The sequence below is a fragment of the uncultured Serinicoccus sp. genome, assembly GCF_947487915.1.
Taxonomy (GTDB): Bacteria; Actinomycetota; Actinomycetes; order Actinomycetales; family Dermatophilaceae; genus Ornithinicoccus.
Map to the genome: position 1 here is coordinate 1 of NZ_CANKYH010000003.1, position 15,160 is coordinate 15,160.

16 protein-coding genes, 2 tRNA genes and 1 pseudogene are annotated in these 15,160 nt (G+C 73.7%); 11 read left to right on the forward strand and 8 right to left on the reverse strand.

The window, feature by feature from the left end:
• Positions 1 to 130: 130 nt before the first annotated feature.
• Positions 131 to 218, reverse strand: a tRNA-Ser gene (locus Q0795_RS03670).
• Positions 219 to 285: 67 nt separating this feature from the next.
• The gene (locus tag Q0795_RS03675; RefSeq protein ID WP_298886641.1) at positions 286 to 1,896 is read right to left on the reverse strand and encodes a helicase HerA-like domain-containing protein; all 1,611 of its coding nucleotides are present in this window, start codon (positions 1,894 to 1,896) and stop codon (positions 286 to 288) included.
• 24 nt (positions 1,897 to 1,920) lie between these two features.
• Here Q0795_RS03675 and Q0795_RS03680 point away from each other — a divergent pair, with 24 nt between their 5' ends.
• The 4 genes from Q0795_RS03680 to Q0795_RS03695 are packed head-to-tail and all read left to right on the forward strand — an operon-like array spanning position 1,921 to position 3,727.
• Positions 1,921 to 2,232 carry a type II toxin-antitoxin system VapB family antitoxin gene (locus Q0795_RS03680; protein WP_139722429.1) on the forward strand — a complete coding sequence of 104 codons (312 nt, stop codon included), beginning with the start codon at positions 1,921 to 1,923 and terminating at the stop codon, positions 2,230 to 2,232.
• Between the two features lie 28 nt (positions 2,233 to 2,260).
• Entirely contained in the window at positions 2,261 to 2,779 is a 519-nt protein-coding gene (locus Q0795_RS03685; RefSeq protein WP_298886643.1) for a LytR C-terminal domain-containing protein, read from the forward strand.
• Complete coding sequence (locus tag Q0795_RS03690; protein ID WP_298886646.1) at positions 2,776 to 3,255, forward strand: SRPBCC family protein; 480 nt, start codon at positions 2,776 to 2,778, stop codon at positions 3,253 to 3,255. Before Q0795_RS03685 ends, Q0795_RS03690 begins: the two co-directional genes overlap by 4 nt.
• A gap of 55 nt (positions 3,256 to 3,310) precedes the next feature.
• Complete coding sequence (locus Q0795_RS03695; protein ID WP_298886649.1) at positions 3,311 to 3,727, forward strand: hypothetical protein; 417 nt, start codon at positions 3,311 to 3,313, stop codon at positions 3,725 to 3,727.
• A 13-nt stretch (positions 3,728 to 3,740) separates the two neighbouring features.
• Here Q0795_RS03695 and Q0795_RS03700 read toward each other — a convergent pair whose 3' ends face one another.
• Positions 3,741 to 5,705 carry a cell wall-binding repeat-containing protein gene (locus Q0795_RS03700; RefSeq protein ID WP_298886653.1) on the reverse strand — a complete coding sequence of 655 codons (1,965 nt, stop codon included), beginning with the start codon at positions 5,703 to 5,705 and terminating at the stop codon, positions 3,741 to 3,743.
• A 216-nt stretch (positions 5,706 to 5,921) separates the two neighbouring features.
• Here Q0795_RS03700 and Q0795_RS03705 point away from each other — a divergent pair, with 216 nt between their 5' ends.
• The gene (locus Q0795_RS03705) at positions 5,922 to 6,314 is read left to right on the forward strand and encodes a hypothetical protein (RefSeq protein ID WP_298886656.1); all 393 of its coding nucleotides are present in this window, start codon (positions 5,922 to 5,924) and stop codon (positions 6,312 to 6,314) included.
• Between the two features lie 74 nt (positions 6,315 to 6,388).
• Here the strand turns inward: Q0795_RS03705 and Q0795_RS03710 are convergent.
• Together Q0795_RS03710 and Q0795_RS03715 are read right to left on the reverse strand one after the other, a co-directional pair.
• A tRNA-Ser gene (locus Q0795_RS03710) sits at positions 6,389 to 6,475 on the reverse strand.
• 49 nt (positions 6,476 to 6,524) lie between these two features.
• Positions 6,525 to 6,998, reverse strand: a complete 474-nt coding sequence (locus Q0795_RS03715; protein WP_298887518.1) for a nucleoside deaminase — start codon at positions 6,996 to 6,998, stop codon at positions 6,525 to 6,527.
• Positions 6,999 to 7,048: 50 nt separating this feature from the next.
• On the opposite strand from Q0795_RS03715, the gene upp reads away from it, so the two are divergent.
• From upp to Q0795_RS03735, 4 genes are all read left to right on the forward strand, one after another.
• Positions 7,049 to 7,687, forward strand: coding sequence for a uracil phosphoribosyltransferase (gene upp / locus Q0795_RS03720; protein WP_298886659.1), 639 nt, complete (start codon positions 7,049 to 7,051; stop codon positions 7,685 to 7,687).
• A gap of 8 nt (positions 7,688 to 7,695) precedes the next feature.
• Positions 7,696 to 8,901 (forward strand): aminotransferase class I/II-fold pyridoxal phosphate-dependent enzyme, encoded by a 1,206-nt coding sequence (locus Q0795_RS03725; protein WP_298886662.1) that lies wholly within the window; start codon positions 7,696 to 7,698, stop codon positions 8,899 to 8,901.
• Between the two features lie 141 nt (positions 8,902 to 9,042).
• Positions 9,043 to 9,213 (forward strand): hypothetical protein, encoded by a 171-nt coding sequence (locus Q0795_RS03730; RefSeq protein WP_165368457.1) that lies wholly within the window; start codon positions 9,043 to 9,045, stop codon positions 9,211 to 9,213.
• Between the two features lie 14 nt (positions 9,214 to 9,227).
• Positions 9,228 to 10,022, forward strand: a complete 795-nt coding sequence (locus Q0795_RS03735) for a PH domain-containing protein (RefSeq protein ID WP_298886665.1) — start codon at positions 9,228 to 9,230, stop codon at positions 10,020 to 10,022.
• A 55-nt stretch (positions 10,023 to 10,077) separates the two neighbouring features.
• Here Q0795_RS03735 and Q0795_RS03740 read toward each other — a convergent pair.
• Positions 10,078 to 10,704: pseudogene (locus Q0795_RS03740) on the reverse strand (YgjV family protein); the annotation flags it as partial.
• A gap of 44 nt (positions 10,705 to 10,748) precedes the next feature.
• Between Q0795_RS03740 and def the strand changes: the two are divergent.
• Together def and Q0795_RS03750 are read left to right on the forward strand one after the other, a co-directional pair.
• Entirely contained in the window at positions 10,749 to 11,318 is a 570-nt protein-coding gene (gene def / locus Q0795_RS03745; protein ID WP_298886668.1) for a peptide deformylase, read from the forward strand.
• 11 nt (positions 11,319 to 11,329) lie between these two features.
• Entirely contained in the window at positions 11,330 to 12,346 is a 1,017-nt protein-coding gene (locus tag Q0795_RS03750) for an alpha/beta hydrolase (protein ID WP_298886671.1), read from the forward strand.
• Between the two features lie 63 nt (positions 12,347 to 12,409).
• Here Q0795_RS03750 and Q0795_RS03755 read toward each other — a convergent pair whose 3' ends face one another.
• Entirely contained in the window at positions 12,410 to 13,438 is a 1,029-nt protein-coding gene (locus tag Q0795_RS03755) for a type IV toxin-antitoxin system AbiEi family antitoxin domain-containing protein (RefSeq protein ID WP_298886674.1), read from the reverse strand.
• Positions 13,439 to 13,645: 207 nt separating this feature from the next.
• Positions 13,646 to 15,052 carry a sugar porter family MFS transporter gene (locus Q0795_RS03760; protein WP_298886677.1) on the reverse strand — a complete coding sequence of 469 codons (1,407 nt, stop codon included), beginning with the start codon at positions 15,050 to 15,052 and terminating at the stop codon, positions 13,646 to 13,648.
• Positions 15,053 to 15,160 lie beyond the last annotated feature (108 nt).

Consider the following 15,160-nt stretch of genomic DNA (forward strand, 5'->3'; position numbering starts at 1 on the left):
CACGAGGGGTCCGCCGACCAGTCTAGGTGCTGGGCCGGACCTGACCAAGACGGCCCGGTCGCCCGGGCCTGCCCGGCATGCGGAAGGCCCCGGGTCACCGGTGGAAACGGTGGCCCGGGGCCTGCCCGGCTGGCGGAGGATGGGGGATTTGAACCCCCGAGGGTTTTATCCCAACACGATTTCCAATCGTGCGCACTAGGCCGCTATGCGAATCCTCCGCGCAGCAGAATACCCGAGGCGGTGCGAGCGGCCCAAACGCGCAGCCGGGGCGCGTCCGGTGCGTGCCTAGCGGCGGCGGGTGCCGAAGACCGAGCGGGTGATCTCCCGCCCGATGACGGTGCCGGCCGAGCGCAGCATCGAGCGGAACGCGCCGGAGGAGACGACCTGCTCGAGCACGCCCCCGTCCGGGTCCGGACGTCCCCCGCCGCCACCCGAGCGGCGACGCCCCGCGCCGCCCGGGGCCGGGGCCGCCTCCCGCTCCCGCCCCTGCGCCGCGGCCTCGGCGGCCTCCTGCTCCTGCGCCGCCCGGGTCGCCTCCTCCATCCTGGCGGCCAGCATCTCGTGCGCGGACTCGCGGTCGAGCGCCTCGGCATACCGGCCGGACAGCGAGGACCCGGCCACCAGCGTCCGCACGACCTCCTCCTCCGAGGGCCCGATGCGGGCCTGGGGGGCCCGGAGCATGGTGCGCGCGACCGGGGTCGGCGCGCCCTCCTCGGACAGGACGGTGACGACCGCCTCGCCGGTGCGCAGCGAGGTCAGGACCTCGCCGAGGTCGTAGTCGCTGGTGGGGAAGGTCGACACGGTCGCCCTGAGCGCCTTGGCGTCGTTGGGGGTGTGGGCGCGCAGCGCGTGCTGCACCCGGTTGCCCAGCTGGGCGAGGATGGCGTCCGGCACGTCCGTGGGGGTCTGCGTGACGAAGAAGACCCCGACGCCCTTGGACCGGATGAGGCGCACCGCCTGCTCGACGGCGTCGAGGAAGGCGTCGGAGGCGTCGTCGAAGAGCAGGTGCGCCTCGTCGAGGACGAAGACGAGGGTCGGCTTCTCCGGGTCGCCCACCTCGGGGAGGTCCTGGAAGAGCTCGGCCAGCAGCCACATGAGGAAGGTGGAGAACAGCACCGGCCGGTCCCGCACCCCGGGCAGCTCGAGCAGCGTGATGACGCCGGCCCCATCGGCGGTGGTGCGCATCAGGTCGGCGGTCTCGAACTCCGGCTCGCCGAAGAAGACGTCTCCCCCGGCCGCGGACAGGCCGATGAGCTCGCGCAGGATCACCCCGGCCGTCGACGTCGCGATGCCGCCCAGCCCCTTGAGGTCCGCCCTCCCCTCGTCGGAGATGAGGTGCTGGGTGACCGCGATGAGGTCCTCGAGGTCCAGGAGCGCCAGCCCCTGCTGGTCGGCCCAGTAGAAGATCAGGCCCAGGCTGGACTCCTGGGTCTGGTTGAGACCCAGGACCTTCGACAGCAGCGTCGGCCCGAAGGCGGTGACCGTGGCCCGCACCGGGTTGCCCGTGCCGTGCCCGCCGAGGTTGAGCAGCTCGACCGGGTATGCCTTCGCCTCCCACTCCTGGGCGAGGCCGGTCATCCGCTCCTCGATCTTGCCCCCGCCCTCGGCCGGGGTCGCCAACCCGGTGAGGTCGCCCTTGACGTCCGCGAGGAAGACCGGCACCCCGGCGTCGGAGAGCTGCTCGGCGAGCACCTGGAGCGTGACCGTCTTGCCGGTGCCGGTCGCCCCCGCGACCAGGCCGTGCCGGTTCATCGACCCCAGCGGCAGCCGGACGACCGCCTCGCTCGCCACGGCGTCCCCGTCGGGGCCGACCGCGCCGCCCAGCGTGATGCTCGGTCCGGCGAAGGCGTACGCGTCCCGGATCCGGTCGACCTGGCTGCTGCTCTGCTGGCTCACCCCCCAGACTCTAGACTGCGCGGCATGATCTTCAAGGGCGTCGGGGACGAGCAGCCCTACCCCCCGCACGGCCTGGACGAGCCCGGCGACTGGGCCCACCTGCCACCCCGGATGCTGCGGCTGGACGACCTCGTGACGACGCGCTCGCAGCTGGACCTGAGGGCGCTGCTGTCCTCCGACTCCACCTTCTACGGCGACATCTTCTGCCACGTCGTCCGGTGGCGGGGCACCCTCTACCTCGAGGACGGCCTGCACCGTGCCCTGCGGGCCGCCCTCCAGGGCCGACCCGCCGTCCACGGGCGTGTCCTCGACCTCGACGGCACGGCGACTCGCTAGCCTGCTGCCCTTCGGGAAGGACTTCTGCGTGGGATACGTGCGCACCGCCGGCATGTCGACGGCCGCCCGCCGGGCGCGTCGTCGCGCCGCCATGGTCATGGCGGCGCTGCTCGGCGTGCTCGTGCTGGCCCTGGTCCTGGCGATGGCCTCCATGCAGGGCTGGTTCGGGATGGGCGGGGACGCCGACGAGGCCCCGGCGACGGTGGCGGCGCCGACCCCCACGCTCGCGGCGGAGGACGTCGTCGTCAACGTCTTCAACTCCACGGGCGTCGCGGGGCTGGCCGGCCGGGCGAGCGAGGGTCTGCAGGCGCGCGGGTTCACCGTCGACGGGGTGGACAACTCCGGCGCCGACCTCGAGGGCCCCGGGCAGATCATCCACGGCCCCTCCGGCCTGGAGGGTGCCCAGCTGCTGGCCGAGGCCCTCCCCCAGGAGGTGGAGCTGGTGCAGGACGAGCGCGAGGACGCGACGCTGGACCTCGTGCTGGGCGACGCCTGGGAGGACCTGCCCGCCCCCGAGGAGCCCGAGCCGACGGGGGAGGGTCGATGAGCGCGAAGCACGAGGTGCGCGTCGAGCGCCGGGTCGAGGCCCCGGCCGGGGCGGTCTGGAAGGTCGTCACCGACCTCGACCACGCCCAGGAGCGCCTCTCCCAGGTCACCGACCTGCACGTCATCACCCCCGGCCCGTATGCCATCGGCACCGGCTGGCGCGAGACGCGCCGAATGATGGGCGCCTCGGACACCCAGGAGATCTGGGTGGTCGACAACGACCCCGAGCGCCGGACCGAGACCGAGGCGCGCTCCGGCAACACCACCTATCGCACGGTGCTGACCCTCGAGCCGCTCGCGGAGGCCGACGCCACCCTGCTGACGGTGCACTTCAGCGCCAGCACGCCGGACCCCCGCGCCCTCCAGCGCCTGGCGCTGCGGGTCGTCGGCCCGCTGGGGCTCAAGCTGACCGAGAAGGCGCTGCGCACCGAGCTCGACGACATCGCGGCCGCCGCCCAGGAGCTCCACGCCCGCTGAGCGTGCCTGTGGACAACCTCGGCGGCGGGCCCACGATCAGCCCTAGGTTCGGTCCATGGACCACCTCGGAGCACCGCCGTCGACCACGCACCACCCGCCCCCGCCCCGCGGGCCGACCCTCCACCCCCCGGAGGACCTCCGTGCGGGAGTTCCTCCTGACCCTGGCTCCCCCTGGGGAGCACCACCCCTGGGGTGCGGCCCGTGGGGGCCGCCGGGCTACCAGCACCCGCGGGGCACCTCGTCCCTGGTCCTCGGGCTGCTGAGCGTGACCGTCTTCACCCCGCTCGGGCCGTTCGCCTGGGCGATGTCCCGCCGGGCGCTGCGGGAGGTGGACGCCGCCCCGGTCGTGGTCACCAACCGGGGCCAGCTGGTCGCCGCCCAGGCCATGGGGGTGGTGGCGACCGCCCTCCTCGCCGTGCTGGTGGTCACCGTCGTGGCCGCGGTGCTGGGGGTCCTGCTGCTCGCGGTCTGACGTCCCGTGTCGACTACCGGCCGGTGTCGACGAGCCGCACCTGCTGCAGCGCCACCGGCTGGATCGCCGCCGGACCACCGAACGCGCCGACGTAGCCCGGCCGGCGCAGCTCCAGGCTCTGCCGGCTCTGGGTGGGCAGTCCGTCGGGGCGCACGAGCAGCATGGGGCTGCCGACCTGGCCGGCGAGCGCGCCGCCGGCGAGGGCGTCCGGCCAGTTGCGGCCGGTGGCGACGAAGGCCATCTCCTGCGCAGCCGGGATGCGCTGCGCGACGCGGGAGGCGACGGCATACCGGTCCTTGCCGTCGAGCCTGCGGATGGTGGGCGCCGAGGCGCCGCCGAGGCCCCGGCGCAGCTGGGTGATGACGTCGCCGGACACGGCGCCGGTGCCACCGAGCACGACGACCTCGTCCGGTCGTAGGTACCGCAGGGCGTCCATCACCGGGGCCGGCACCTCGCCGCGCTTGGTGAGGAGCAGCGGTGCGCCCTCGTAGGCCGCGGCCGCCCCGCCGGTCAGGCCGTCCGGCCAGTTGTCACCGGTCGCCAGGTAGGCCGTGGACCCTCCCTGCTCCCAGAAGGAGGAGGCCACCGCACCGGAGACGGCGTAGCGGTTGGCCCCGGTCACGCGTTCCACCCCGTCGGCGTAGCGCAGGAGCTCGTCGGCCACCCCCTTGGTCACCGCCCCGGTGCCGCCCAGCACGACGACCCGCCGCGGGTCCAGAGCCTGCAGGGCACGCACCGTCGAGGCCGGCAGGCTGTCCTTGCGGGTGAGCAGGACGGGGCCGCCCAGGAGGCCCGCGAGCGCGGAGCCGGACAGCGCGTCGGGGAAGTTCTGGCCCGACACGACGACGACCGTGTCCGCGCCCTCGGCCCAGGACGCGGCGATGTTGGCGGCGACGGCGTAGCGGTCGGTGCCGCTGATGCGCTCGACGACGGAGTGCCGCTGGTAGCCGGTCGTCGCGGCGGCGTCGGTGGACAGGGAGCGCCCCGACCACGCGAGGACCGTCAGGGCGGTCGCCCAGACGTCCCCGTCGGCGTGCTCGTAGAACTCGGGCAGCGCCCCGTCGGCGTGCTGCTGCTGCAGCAGCCAGGTCATGGTGGCGTCGCGCCGCGCCGGCTCGTCGGCGTGGGTCCGGGCCATGGCGAAGCTCTGCTGGGCCAGCGCGTTGACCCCGACGGGCAGGTCCTCGGCGAGCACCGGCGAGCTGCCGCGGGAGAGCGAGAGGTAGTCGCGGGCGCCGAGCCCGGTCGCGCGGGCCGTGCGCATGGTGTCGACGGCCGCCATGGCCTGGGGCGTGACGGCGGTGGACCACGCCTCGACGCCGCCACCGGAGCGGATGCCTGCGGTCGTCGGGTCGGCCGCCGCGGCGACGGCGTCGACGGCGGCCTGCGGGACGGTGCCGCCGCTGCGCTTCAGGCCCATGACGCAGATGCCGGTGACGAAGACCCAGTCGTCGCCGCACCGTCCGTCGGCCAGCTCGTTCCGCAGGGCGGCCACGAGGTCGACGCCACCGAAGGACCGCGGGTTGCGGCCGGCGACGTCGACCGCGATCGCGGTGAGTCCGAGGACCACGGGGTCGGCCGCCGCCGTGGGGGCGCGACGCTCCAGCTGGCCGGTGAGGCGTTGCAGGTCGCTGGAGTGCTCCGGGCCGGCCGCACCCAGCGCGACGACGGCCAGGGCGAGTCCGTCGGTCGTCATCCGGCCGGTGCCGGCCTGGACGGTGAGCCACGCGGCCCCGCGGTCGGCGGCGGCCGCCAGGTCGGCCGCGCGCACGGCGGTCGGGGCGGGCACCTCGACGGCCGCGGGCGTCGACGCATCCGTCGGGGCGCGCACCTGGACGGCGGGCGCAGCCGGGAGCGTCAGCGCGCCGGGTCGGCTCACCTCGTCCGTCGGGGGCTCGGCGACGGCCACGAGGGGGGAGGCCAGCAGGCCCGTGGCGAGCGCCGTGACGAGGGTGCGACGCAGGGGACGACGGAGCATGGTGGCTCACTTCCGGGGACGAGACATGCGGCCCTCGGGGACGAGACATGCGGCCCTCGGGGACGAGGAGGGCGGCCTCCGACCTTCTGGGGACGAGAGGAGGCGGCGTGAGCATAACGCGATGACCACGCGCGGGGCTAGAGCTCTCTGAGAGGTTTCTGTGACGGGCGTGGTCTCGCCCAGGCGGCTCCGAGGGCCGCCGGGTAGCCTCGGGGCATGTACCGCTTCGAGCCCCCACCCACGCCGCAGTTCGGCGGTGGCTCCGAGCCCGTCGACCCGTATGCCGGTCCCGGGCCGGCGCGGTCGGACCGGAGACCTGCCAGCGCGCGCCCCCGCAGCACCCCCGCGGAGCCGCACCCCCGGGCCGGGACAGCCCTCATCCTCGGGATCCTGTCGGTCTGCGGCGTCGCGGTCCTCGGGCCCGTCGCCTGGGCGGTGGCCCATCTCGCGCTGCGCGAGGTCGACCGCTCCCCCTCCCCGACCCGTGGCCGCCGGCAGCTGGTGGTGGCCCGCGCGCTCGGGGTCGTCGGGTCCGTCTTCCTCGTGCTGTGGGTGCTGGCCGCCCTCGTGGTCCTCGGCCTCATCGGCCTGGCCGACGCCGTCTCCTGACCGGCGGCCCCGAGCACCAGAGAACCCCCGGACCGGTGGTCCGGGGGTTCTCCTGCGCGTCGATGACGACACCGCGGTGGCGGTGGGATTTGAACCCACGGTGGACTTGCGCCCACACACGCTTTCGAGGCGTGCTCCTTAGGCCGCTCGGACACGCCACCGCCGATGAGGCTACCCGACGAGCCGGGCCCACCCCAAACAGTCTCCCCGTCACCGGCGGTCGGCGAAGAAGGTGGTGAGCAGCGCCGCGCACTCCTCCTCCAGCACCCCGCCGACCACCTCGACCCGGTGCAGCGAGCGGCGGTCCCGGGGCAGGTCCCACACCGACCCGCACGCCCCGGCCTTGTCGTCCCAGGCCCCGAAGACCACCCGGTCGACCCGGGCGAGCACGGCCGCCCCGGCACACATCGCGCACGGCTCCAGGGTCACGACGAGCGAGCACCCGTCCAGCCGCCAGGACCCGAGGCCGGCGCCGGCCTCACGCAGGGCCGCGACCTCCGCGTGCCCGGTCGGGTCGTGCTCCAGCTCGCGCACGTTGCGTCCCCGTCCGACCACCCGCCCGTCGGCGTCGACGACGACCGCCCCGACGGGCACGTCACCGGACTCCCCCACCGCCCGGGCCTGCGCGAGCGCCTCGGCGACCCAGTCGGCATACCTCCCCGGGCCCCACGCCGCGTCCGCCAGGGGTGCGGGCGGGGTGTCGGGCACGTCGGTCACGTCCTAGAGTCTGGCGTATGCGCGTCCTCGTTGCCGACCACCCGCTCATCGCCCACAAGCTGACCTACCTGCGCGACCGGAGGACCGACACCCCGACCTTCCGCCGCCTGGCGGACGAGCTGGTGACGCTGCTCGCCTACGAGGCGACCCGCGAGGTGCGGGTCTCGCCGTTCGAGATCGAGACGCCGGTGGCGGCGACGACGGGCATCCACCTGGCCACGCCCAAGCCGCTCGTCGTCCCGATCCTGCGGGCCGGGCTGGGGATGCTGGACGGCATGATGCGGATGCTGCCGACCGCCGAGGTCGGGTTCCTGGGGATGGTCCGCAACGAGGAGACCCTCGAGGCGCACACCTACGCCAACCGGCTCCCGGACGACCTCGACCGGCGGCAGTGCTACGTCCTCGACCCGATGCTCGCGACCGGGGGGACCCTCATCGCGGCCATCCGCTATCTCGTGGAGCGCGGCGCCGACGACATCACCGCCATCACGCTGCTCTCGGCGCCGGAGGGGATCGAAAAGGTCCAGGCCGGGCTGGCCGACGTCGAGCCCCCCATCACCCTGGTGACCGGAGCCATCGACGAGCGCCTCAACGAGCAGGGCTACATCGTGCCGGGGCTCGGCGACGCCGGCGACCGGCTCTACGGCGTGGTCTGAGGGCAGGTATGCCGCCGCCCCAGCCCGCGGACGCGGCGCCTGCCCCGTCGGCCGGGGCGCGGGCCTCGACCCGGTCGGCGGTCGAGCCCTTCCACGTCATGGAGGTGCTCAAGGCCGCGGCCCTGCGGCAGCGCACCCACGGCGACGTGCTCACCCTGTGCGCCGGGCAGCCCTCCACCCCGGCCCCCGCCGTGGCCCGGGCCGCCGCGATCGAGGCGCTGGACACCGACGTCCTCGGCTACACCGAGTCGACCGGCATCCTGCCGCTGCGCCGCGCCGTCGCCGAGCACCACCGGGAGACCGCCGGCATCGACGTCGACCCGGACGACGTCGTCGTCTTCCCCGGCAGCTCAGGCGCCTTCACCACCCTGTTCCTCGCCGCCTTCGACGCCGGCGACCAGGTGGCGATGACGCGGCCCGGCTACCCGGCATACCGCAACAGCCTGGCGGCCCTGGGCTGCGAGGTGCTGGAGCTGGACTGCGGCCCCGACACCCGCTTCCAGCCGACCGTGGCGATGCTGGAGGCGCTGCCCGCGCCCCCGGCCGGACTCATCGTGGCCTCCCCCGCCAACCCGACGGGGACCGTCATCGACGCCGACGAGCTGGCGGCGCTGGCGCGGTGGTGCGAGGAGCACGGGACGCTGCTGGTCAGCGATGAGATCTACCACGGGCTCAGCTACGGCAGGCCGACCACGAGCGCCTGGGCGACCTCGCGCGAGAGCGTCGTCGTCGGCTCGGTGAGCAAGTACTTCTCCATGACCGGCTGGCGGGTGGGGTGGCTGCTCGCCCCGTCCGGGCTGCGGCGACCGCTCGAGGTCCTCACCGGCAACCTCAACATCTGCCCACCGGCCATCGGCCAGCACGCGGCGATCGCCGCACTCGGCCCCGGCGCGCGTGAGGAGCTGGACGCCCACCGGGAGCGGTACGCCGCCACCCGCGAGCTCCTCCTGCGGCGGCTGCCGGAGGTCGGGCTGCACGACTACGCCCCGCCGGACGGCGCGTTCTACGCCTGGTGCGACATCGGGCACCTCACCGACGACTCGGTCGCCTGGTGCCGGGCGCTGCTCGACGACTGCGGCGTGGCCCTCACGCCGGGCGTGGACTTCGACACCGTCCAGGGACACCGCAAGGTGCGGCTCAGCTTCGCCGGCTCCACGCAGGAGGTCGACGAGGCCCTGGACCGGATGGCCGCCTCGCCGCTGCTGCGGGCCTGACGGTCCGGCGGACGGCATCGGTGCTGCTCCGGGATCCTGTCCGGGGTCGACACGCACGTGGTGGCGAGACTCGGCATACCTCGTCACATCTGCCACACTGACACCAGCCCGTGTCCACCTGTCCAGCGAAAGGCACCTGACATGCCGTCCACGGTCAAGAAGGTCCTGCACTGGCTGCTGTGGGGCTTCCTCATCTACGCCGTCATCACCAACCCCGACCGCGCCGCGGACATCGTGCGGGCGGTCTGGGACATCATCAGCCAGGGCTTCCTCAACATCGGCCGGTTCTTCAACCAGCTGATGGGGGTCTGACCGGTCGAGGCCGCGTGAGCGCCCACCCCTCGAGCGCACCCCGGATCAGCCGTCGGGTCGCCAAGCGCTACCTGCTCACCGACGAGCGGGTCGTCGTCTCGACCCGCTGGCACTGGGCCAAGCTCCTCAAGCCGGGGTTCGCCGTGGCCGCCGCCCTCTTCCTGACCCTGTGGGTGGCGGCGTCGGTGACCGAGCCGGCGGCGACCGGTATGGCGTTGTCCGTCCTCGCGGTCGTCTGCGCCTGGGCGGGCTGGCAGGTGCTGGAGTGGCGCTGCGAGTGGTTCATCGCGACCGACCGCCGGCTGCTCAAGACCTACGGGCTCATCACCCAGCGGGTGGCCATGATGCCGCTGGTCAAGGTCACCGACATGAGCTACGACCGCACCATCGCCGGTCGGCTCCTCGGCTACGGGCGCTTCGTCATGGAGTCCGCCGGGCAGGACCAGGCGCTGAGCCACATCGACTACATCCCGCAGCCGGATGCGAAGTACCAGGCCATGTGCGAGACCATCTTCGGCCGCGACGTGCGCGACCCGGGCGAGGACGGCGACGCCTGGGACGACGACGGGCAGGCCGACGACGGGTATGCCGACGGCCAGGCCCACTCCGGTGCCCCGGGCCGGCACGCCGGGGGGCACGGCCGCACGGGGTCGGGGGGTGCCGTGGTCGGACGGCGGCAGCAGTGGGAGCCGGTGGACCCGGGCCAGCTGCCCTCGGACTGGGACTGGGAGGGCGAGACCCCGGGGGCACGCCGCGCCCCTGCGCGGCGGCGCGTCGCGGTCGACCCGGACCCCACTCCGCTGCGCTGAGCCACCCCCTGTCCGCACCGGGCGCGGGGTCCGACCACCCGACGCGCGGACCTCGTCAGCCGCCCGCGGGCACCTCGAGCTCGAACCTGTCGCCGTGCGGCCGGAAGCCGATCCGCTCGTAGTAGGGATGCTGCATACCTGCTGGTGAGAGGACCCGGGTGAAGCCGCGGCGGGAGAACAACCCGGACTCGCGGTAGACGAACTCACCGGGGGAGAAGTCGCGGTGGCTGGGGGTGACCCAGTCGAGCACGACCTCGGCGGTGCCCTCGCCGGCGTCGCGGGCGAGGACCACCCCGACGGTCTCGTCACCCTGCAGCACGAGGAAGGCCGAGTGCTCGGCCGCCGGCTCGTGCTCGAAGCCGGGGTTGTAGCGCGCGATGTCCTCGCCGTGGACCTTCAGCACGTGCCCCAGGTAGCGGTCGTCGGGCTCGACCTCGAGCACGGTGTAGGCGTCGGCGTCGTGCCGGCTGCGCAGCATCCGCCACAGGTAGACGACGTTGATGACGGCGAGCACGACGTTGAGCCCGACCATGGGCCACACCCCGACGATCGCGTTGTAGCCGATGAGGACGACACAACCGACCAGGTTGATCCACCGCAGCCGCAGCACCCGCGTCTGCAGCAACGACACCACCAGGATGGCCGAGCCGACCCAGCCGAGGACCTCGATCCAGTTCATCCAGGCAGGGTAGGGGGTCGGCGTGCGGCAAACCTAGAATCACCCCCATGGCAGTCCGACCCATCACCGTCATCGGCCACAAGGCCCTGCACGCCCGCACCAAGCGGGTGCGCGAGATCACCGACGAGATCCGCACGCTCGTCGACGACATGTTCGACACCATGGCAGCGGCCGAGGGGGTCGGCCTGGCCGCGAACCAGGTCGGCGTGCGGCTGCGCCTCTTCGTGTACGACTGCCCGGTCCCGGGCGAGGACAACGCCCGGGGCGTCGTGGTCAACCCCGTGCTCGAGCGGCTCGGCAGCCCGGCGCCGCTGGACGAGGAGGAGGACGGCGAGGGCTGCCTCTCGGTGCCCGGGGAGTGGTTCCCGCTGGCCCGGCACCCGCGTGCGCGGGTGACCGGCACCGACCTCGACGGCAACGAGGTCGTCGTCGAGGGTGAGGGGCTGCTCGCCCGCTGCCTGCAGCACGAGACCGACCACCTGGACGGCTACCTCTACGTCGACAGGCTCACCGGCCCGGTCAAGGCCGAGGCCCGCGAGGCGGTCAAGGACCGCGGCTGGGCCGCCGACGGCGTCGTCCGGTGGGACCCCTCGGCCACCACCGCCGACAAGGTCTGAGCAGCGCTCGTATGCCGCTCGCCCCGCTGCTGGACCGCCGCACCCTGCTCGCGCTGACCGGCGGGCTGTCGCTGGCGGCGTGCACGGGCGGCCAGGGGAGCCCGGGCGCAGGCGGTAGACCGACGGGCGTCGGCACCCCGGGGGCGGCCTCCTCACCTCCCTCCGCACCGGGGCCCGGACCGGCGACGTCGGCGCAGCAGCGCACCGGCCGGATCAGCTACGGCGACCACCCGTCGCAGTGGGCCGAGCGCCAGGTGCCCGACGGCCCGAGCCGGGGCACGGTGGTGGTCCTGCACGGCGGGTTCTGGCGGGACGCCTACGGAGCAGACCTCGGTGAGCCGCTCGCGGCCGACCTCGTGGCCCGTGGGTGGAGCACGCTCAACGTGGAGTATCGCCGCGTCGGCGGTGGCGGCGGCTACCCGCGCACCTTCGACGACGTGCACGCCGCGATCGAGCTGCTCGGTGGGGACGACGAGGTCGGCGAGAGCGGCGAGGACGGGGTCGGCGCCGGTGACGACGGCGGTGGGGGCGGTGACGCCACCGCGGGCGACGAGCGCAGCGGGGACGGCTCCGCCGACGGCCCGGTCGTCACCCTGGGCCACTCGGCCGGCGGCCACCTCGCGGCCTGGGCCGCCGCCCGCCTCGACGTCGGCTGGCAGGGGCGCACCGGCGTGACCCACGTCATCTCCCAGGCCGGGGTGCTCGACCTGGGCACGGCCCACCGGGAGCGGCTGGGCTCCGGCGCGGCCCGTGACCTCGTCGGCTTCGGCCCGGACGACCCGCGCTTCGCTGCGCTCGACCCGCTGCAGCAGGTCCCCCTCGTCGCCCCGTTGTGGGCCTTGCACGCGCCCGACGACGGGCAGGTGCCGATCAGCCAGTCGCAGGGGTATGTCGCAGCCGCCCGGGCCGCGGGCGCAACGGCCGAGCTCGTCGAGGTCGCCGGGGGCCACTTCGACCACATCGACGTCACCACCGACGCCTGGGCGCAGGTCGTGGCCATCCTGGACGGCATCAGCCCGCCCCGCTGATCGATCCCCGCTGACCGATCCCCGACCTCTCCTCCGAAGAAGGTGTACCTCTGCGGTGATGCATCACGCTCGAGGAACGACATCTGCAGAGGAGTGCAGGAGCAGGCCGTCCCACGCCGCCCCGGTGCGCCGCTGGTGAGCGTCCACGGTGACCGCCACGTGCTCCGCAGCGCGCGTCACCGTCCACGCTGCCCGCTCCACGACCGCCCGGATGCGTGCGAGGTCGTCGAGGTCGGCCCAGACGAGGCGGGCCACGCCGTAGCCGAGGCGCCGTATGCCGTCCTCGCGACGCTTCTCCTGCACCAGGGCGGCCCGGCCCTCGGCACCGGCATACTTCAGCGCGCCGTCGACCTCGACGACGACACCCAGATCGGGGAGCAGGAAGTCGACGCGGGCGACGAAGGCACCGTGCTGCTCGCGGAGGACCACCTGCGGGACGACCCGGTAGCCGAGCGCGAGCAACCGGATCCTGGCCTTGGACTCGGCGGCCGACTCCGCCGTCGGGCTGGCCTGGGCGACGACGTGTCGAGCCGCCGAGAGGTGAGGGGTGCGACGCATCGCCTCGATCCAGCCCAGCATCTCCTGCCGGCTGGCCAGGTCGGCGCGCAGCGCGGCGTCGGCGACGCAGACCCCGGCGTCCACACCGGCCTCGAGAGCGGTGCCGACCGCCGCGAGCGCCGGGGTCACGACCGGGAGCCGCCCCACGAGCCCGAAGGCGTCCGGGCGACCCGGGCAGGCGTGGACCGTGAACGTGGCGTGGCTGCGCGTCGCTGCCGTGCCCGAGGTCCGGGTGAGGTGGATTCTCGGCAGCGCGCTGGCCAGGACCGGGAAGCCCCATCGCAGGGCCCCGCTCTGGTGGCTCGCGGCGACGTCCGGTCTGGCACGGCTCAACGCGACGACCGCCCTGGTCGCCTCGATCGTCCGGTCCTGCGACGGTTCTGCATAGGCGCCGCGCCCGACCCGCCGCAGCAGCTGGTCGGACACGAGGCGCCGCAGGTCGTTCGGACCCAGACCGAGGCGGCGCGCCTCGGCCGTGGTGATGACACCGTGGTGGGCCGCGAGGAAGGCGCCGAGCCGTGGGAGGTCGTCCATGTCGGTGATCCTGGGGCGCGAGCGGGGCGGCGGCCAGCCCCCGCCGTGCATCTGTGGACGCCGAGGAAGCGCCGCTGGGGGTGTGGACGACGGGCCCGACCCCACTCATACGCAGAAGGTGCACCTCTGCGGTGATGCATCACGGCAGAGGAGCACCTTCTGGGTATGAGTCGGTCCAGCGCGGCGGGGCGCCCACCGGCGGCAGCGTCAGTCCATGTCCTCCAGCTCGCGGCCGTTGGTCTCGGGCACGAACTTCAGGACGAACAGGAAGCTGAGGAGGGCGCACAGCGTGTAGAAGCCGTAGGCGAAGCCGAGGCCGAGGTCGGCCATGGCCGGGAAGCTCGTGGAGATGGCGAAGTTGGCCAGCCACTGCGCCGCCGCCGCCACGCCGAGCGCCGTCGCGCGGATCCGGTTGTTGAACATCTCGCCGAGCAGCACCCAGACGGCCGGGCCCCACGACATCCCGAAGAAGACCACGAAGCCGTTCGCCGCGATGAGAGCGACCAGCCCGGTGGTGTCCCCGAGCTCGGGCGAGCCGTCGACGACCGGCGCGTTGGCGAAGATCCACGCCATCGTCCCGAGCGTCACGAACATCCCCGCCGAGCCCACCATGAGGAGCACCCGGCGGCCGATCTTGTCGATGAGTGCGATGGCGAGGACCGTGACGACGATGTTGGTCACCGACGTGATGACGGTCTGGGTGAGCGCGTCCTCCTCGGTGAAGCCGACCGCCTGCCACAGCGTCGAGGAGTAGTAGAAGATGACGTTGATCCCGACGAACTGCTGGAAGACCGACAGCCCGATGCCGATCCAGACGATGGGGAGCAACCCACCGCCGGACTTCGTCAGGTCGGTCAGCGACGCCTTGGCCTCGCGCCGCACGGTGCGCTGTATCTCGGTGATGCGGTCGGCGATGCCGCGCATCATGACCCGCCCCAGGACCTCGCGGGCCTCGTCGACGCGGCCCAGCGTGACGAGGTAGCGCGGTGACTCGGGGATCGTCGTGGCCAGCACGCCGTAGGCGAGCGCCGGGATGATCTCGGCCCAGAACATCCAGCGCCACGCGGTGCTGCCCCAGAGCGCCTCGGCGGAGCCGCCCGCCACGCCGGCGAGGAAGTAGTCGGAGAGCAGGGCGATGAAGATGCCCGTGACGATGGCCAGCTGCTGCAGCGAGCCCAGCCGCCCGCGGATGGCGGCAGGCGCGATCTCGGCGATGTAGGCCGGTGCGATGACGGACGCGGCGCCCACACCGATGCCGCCGACGACGCGCCACAGGATCATGTCGGCCGGCCCGAAGGCGAACCCCGACCCGATGGCCGAGATCGTGAACAGCGCCGAGGCCAGCATCATCACCCGGATCCGGCCGATGCGCTCGGCCAGGCGGCCGGCGGCATACGCGCCGCCCATGCAGCCCAGCAGGGCCGAGCTCACCACGAAGCCGGTGAGGACCGACCCCATCTCGAAGTCGCCCTGCATGGCCGTGACCGCGCCGTTGATGACGGCGGTGTCGAAGCCGAAGAGGAAGCCACCCAGCGCGGCCACCGACGCCAGCAGGATCGCCTTCCCGAGATAGTAGTCCCGCTCGCCGACCTGCACCTGTGACCGCTCGCTCATGTCCACCGCCCTTTCGGTCGTCATCCTTGACGCAACGACACCGGACAGTGTGCACCTCCGACCGCCGTCGCACCACCAGGCGCGCGATACGGTGAGCACGTCTCGGAT

What these genes read in the sequence shown, in the direction of transcription:
- Q0795_RS03680 (WP_139722429.1), top strand. Translation starts at nt 1,921, where the DNA reads ATGATCTTCAAGGGCGTCGGGGACGAGCAGCCCTACCCCCCGCACGGC.
- Q0795_RS03690 (WP_298886646.1), top strand. Translation starts at nt 2,776, where the DNA reads ATGAGCGCGAAGCACGAGGTGCGCGTCGAGCGCCGGGTCGAGGCCCCG.
- Q0795_RS03695 (WP_298886649.1), top strand. Translation starts at nt 3,311, where the DNA reads ATGGACCACCTCGGAGCACCGCCGTCGACCACGCACCACCCGCCCCCG.
- Q0795_RS03700 (WP_298886653.1), bottom strand. Translation starts at nt 5,705, where the DNA reads ATGCTCCGTCGTCCCCTGCGTCGCACCCTCGTCACGGCGCTCGCCACG.
- Q0795_RS03705 (WP_298886656.1), top strand. Translation starts at nt 5,922, where the DNA reads ATGTACCGCTTCGAGCCCCCACCCACGCCGCAGTTCGGCGGTGGCTCC.
- upp (WP_298886659.1), top strand. Translation starts at nt 7,049, where the DNA reads ATGCGCGTCCTCGTTGCCGACCACCCGCTCATCGCCCACAAGCTGACC.
- Q0795_RS03725 (WP_298886662.1), top strand. Translation starts at nt 7,696, where the DNA reads ATGCCGCCGCCCCAGCCCGCGGACGCGGCGCCTGCCCCGTCGGCCGGG.
- Q0795_RS03730 (WP_165368457.1), top strand. Translation starts at nt 9,043, where the DNA reads ATGCCGTCCACGGTCAAGAAGGTCCTGCACTGGCTGCTGTGGGGCTTC.
- def (WP_298886668.1), top strand. Translation starts at nt 10,749, where the DNA reads ATGGCAGTCCGACCCATCACCGTCATCGGCCACAAGGCCCTGCACGCC.
- Q0795_RS03750 (WP_298886671.1), top strand. Translation starts at nt 11,330, where the DNA reads ATGCCGCTCGCCCCGCTGCTGGACCGCCGCACCCTGCTCGCGCTGACC.
- Q0795_RS03755 (WP_298886674.1), bottom strand. Translation starts at nt 13,438, where the DNA reads ATGGACGACCTCCCACGGCTCGGCGCCTTCCTCGCGGCCCACCACGGT.
- Q0795_RS03760 (WP_298886677.1), bottom strand. Translation starts at nt 15,052, where the DNA reads ATGAGCGAGCGGTCACAGGTGCAGGTCGGCGAGCGGGACTACTATCTC.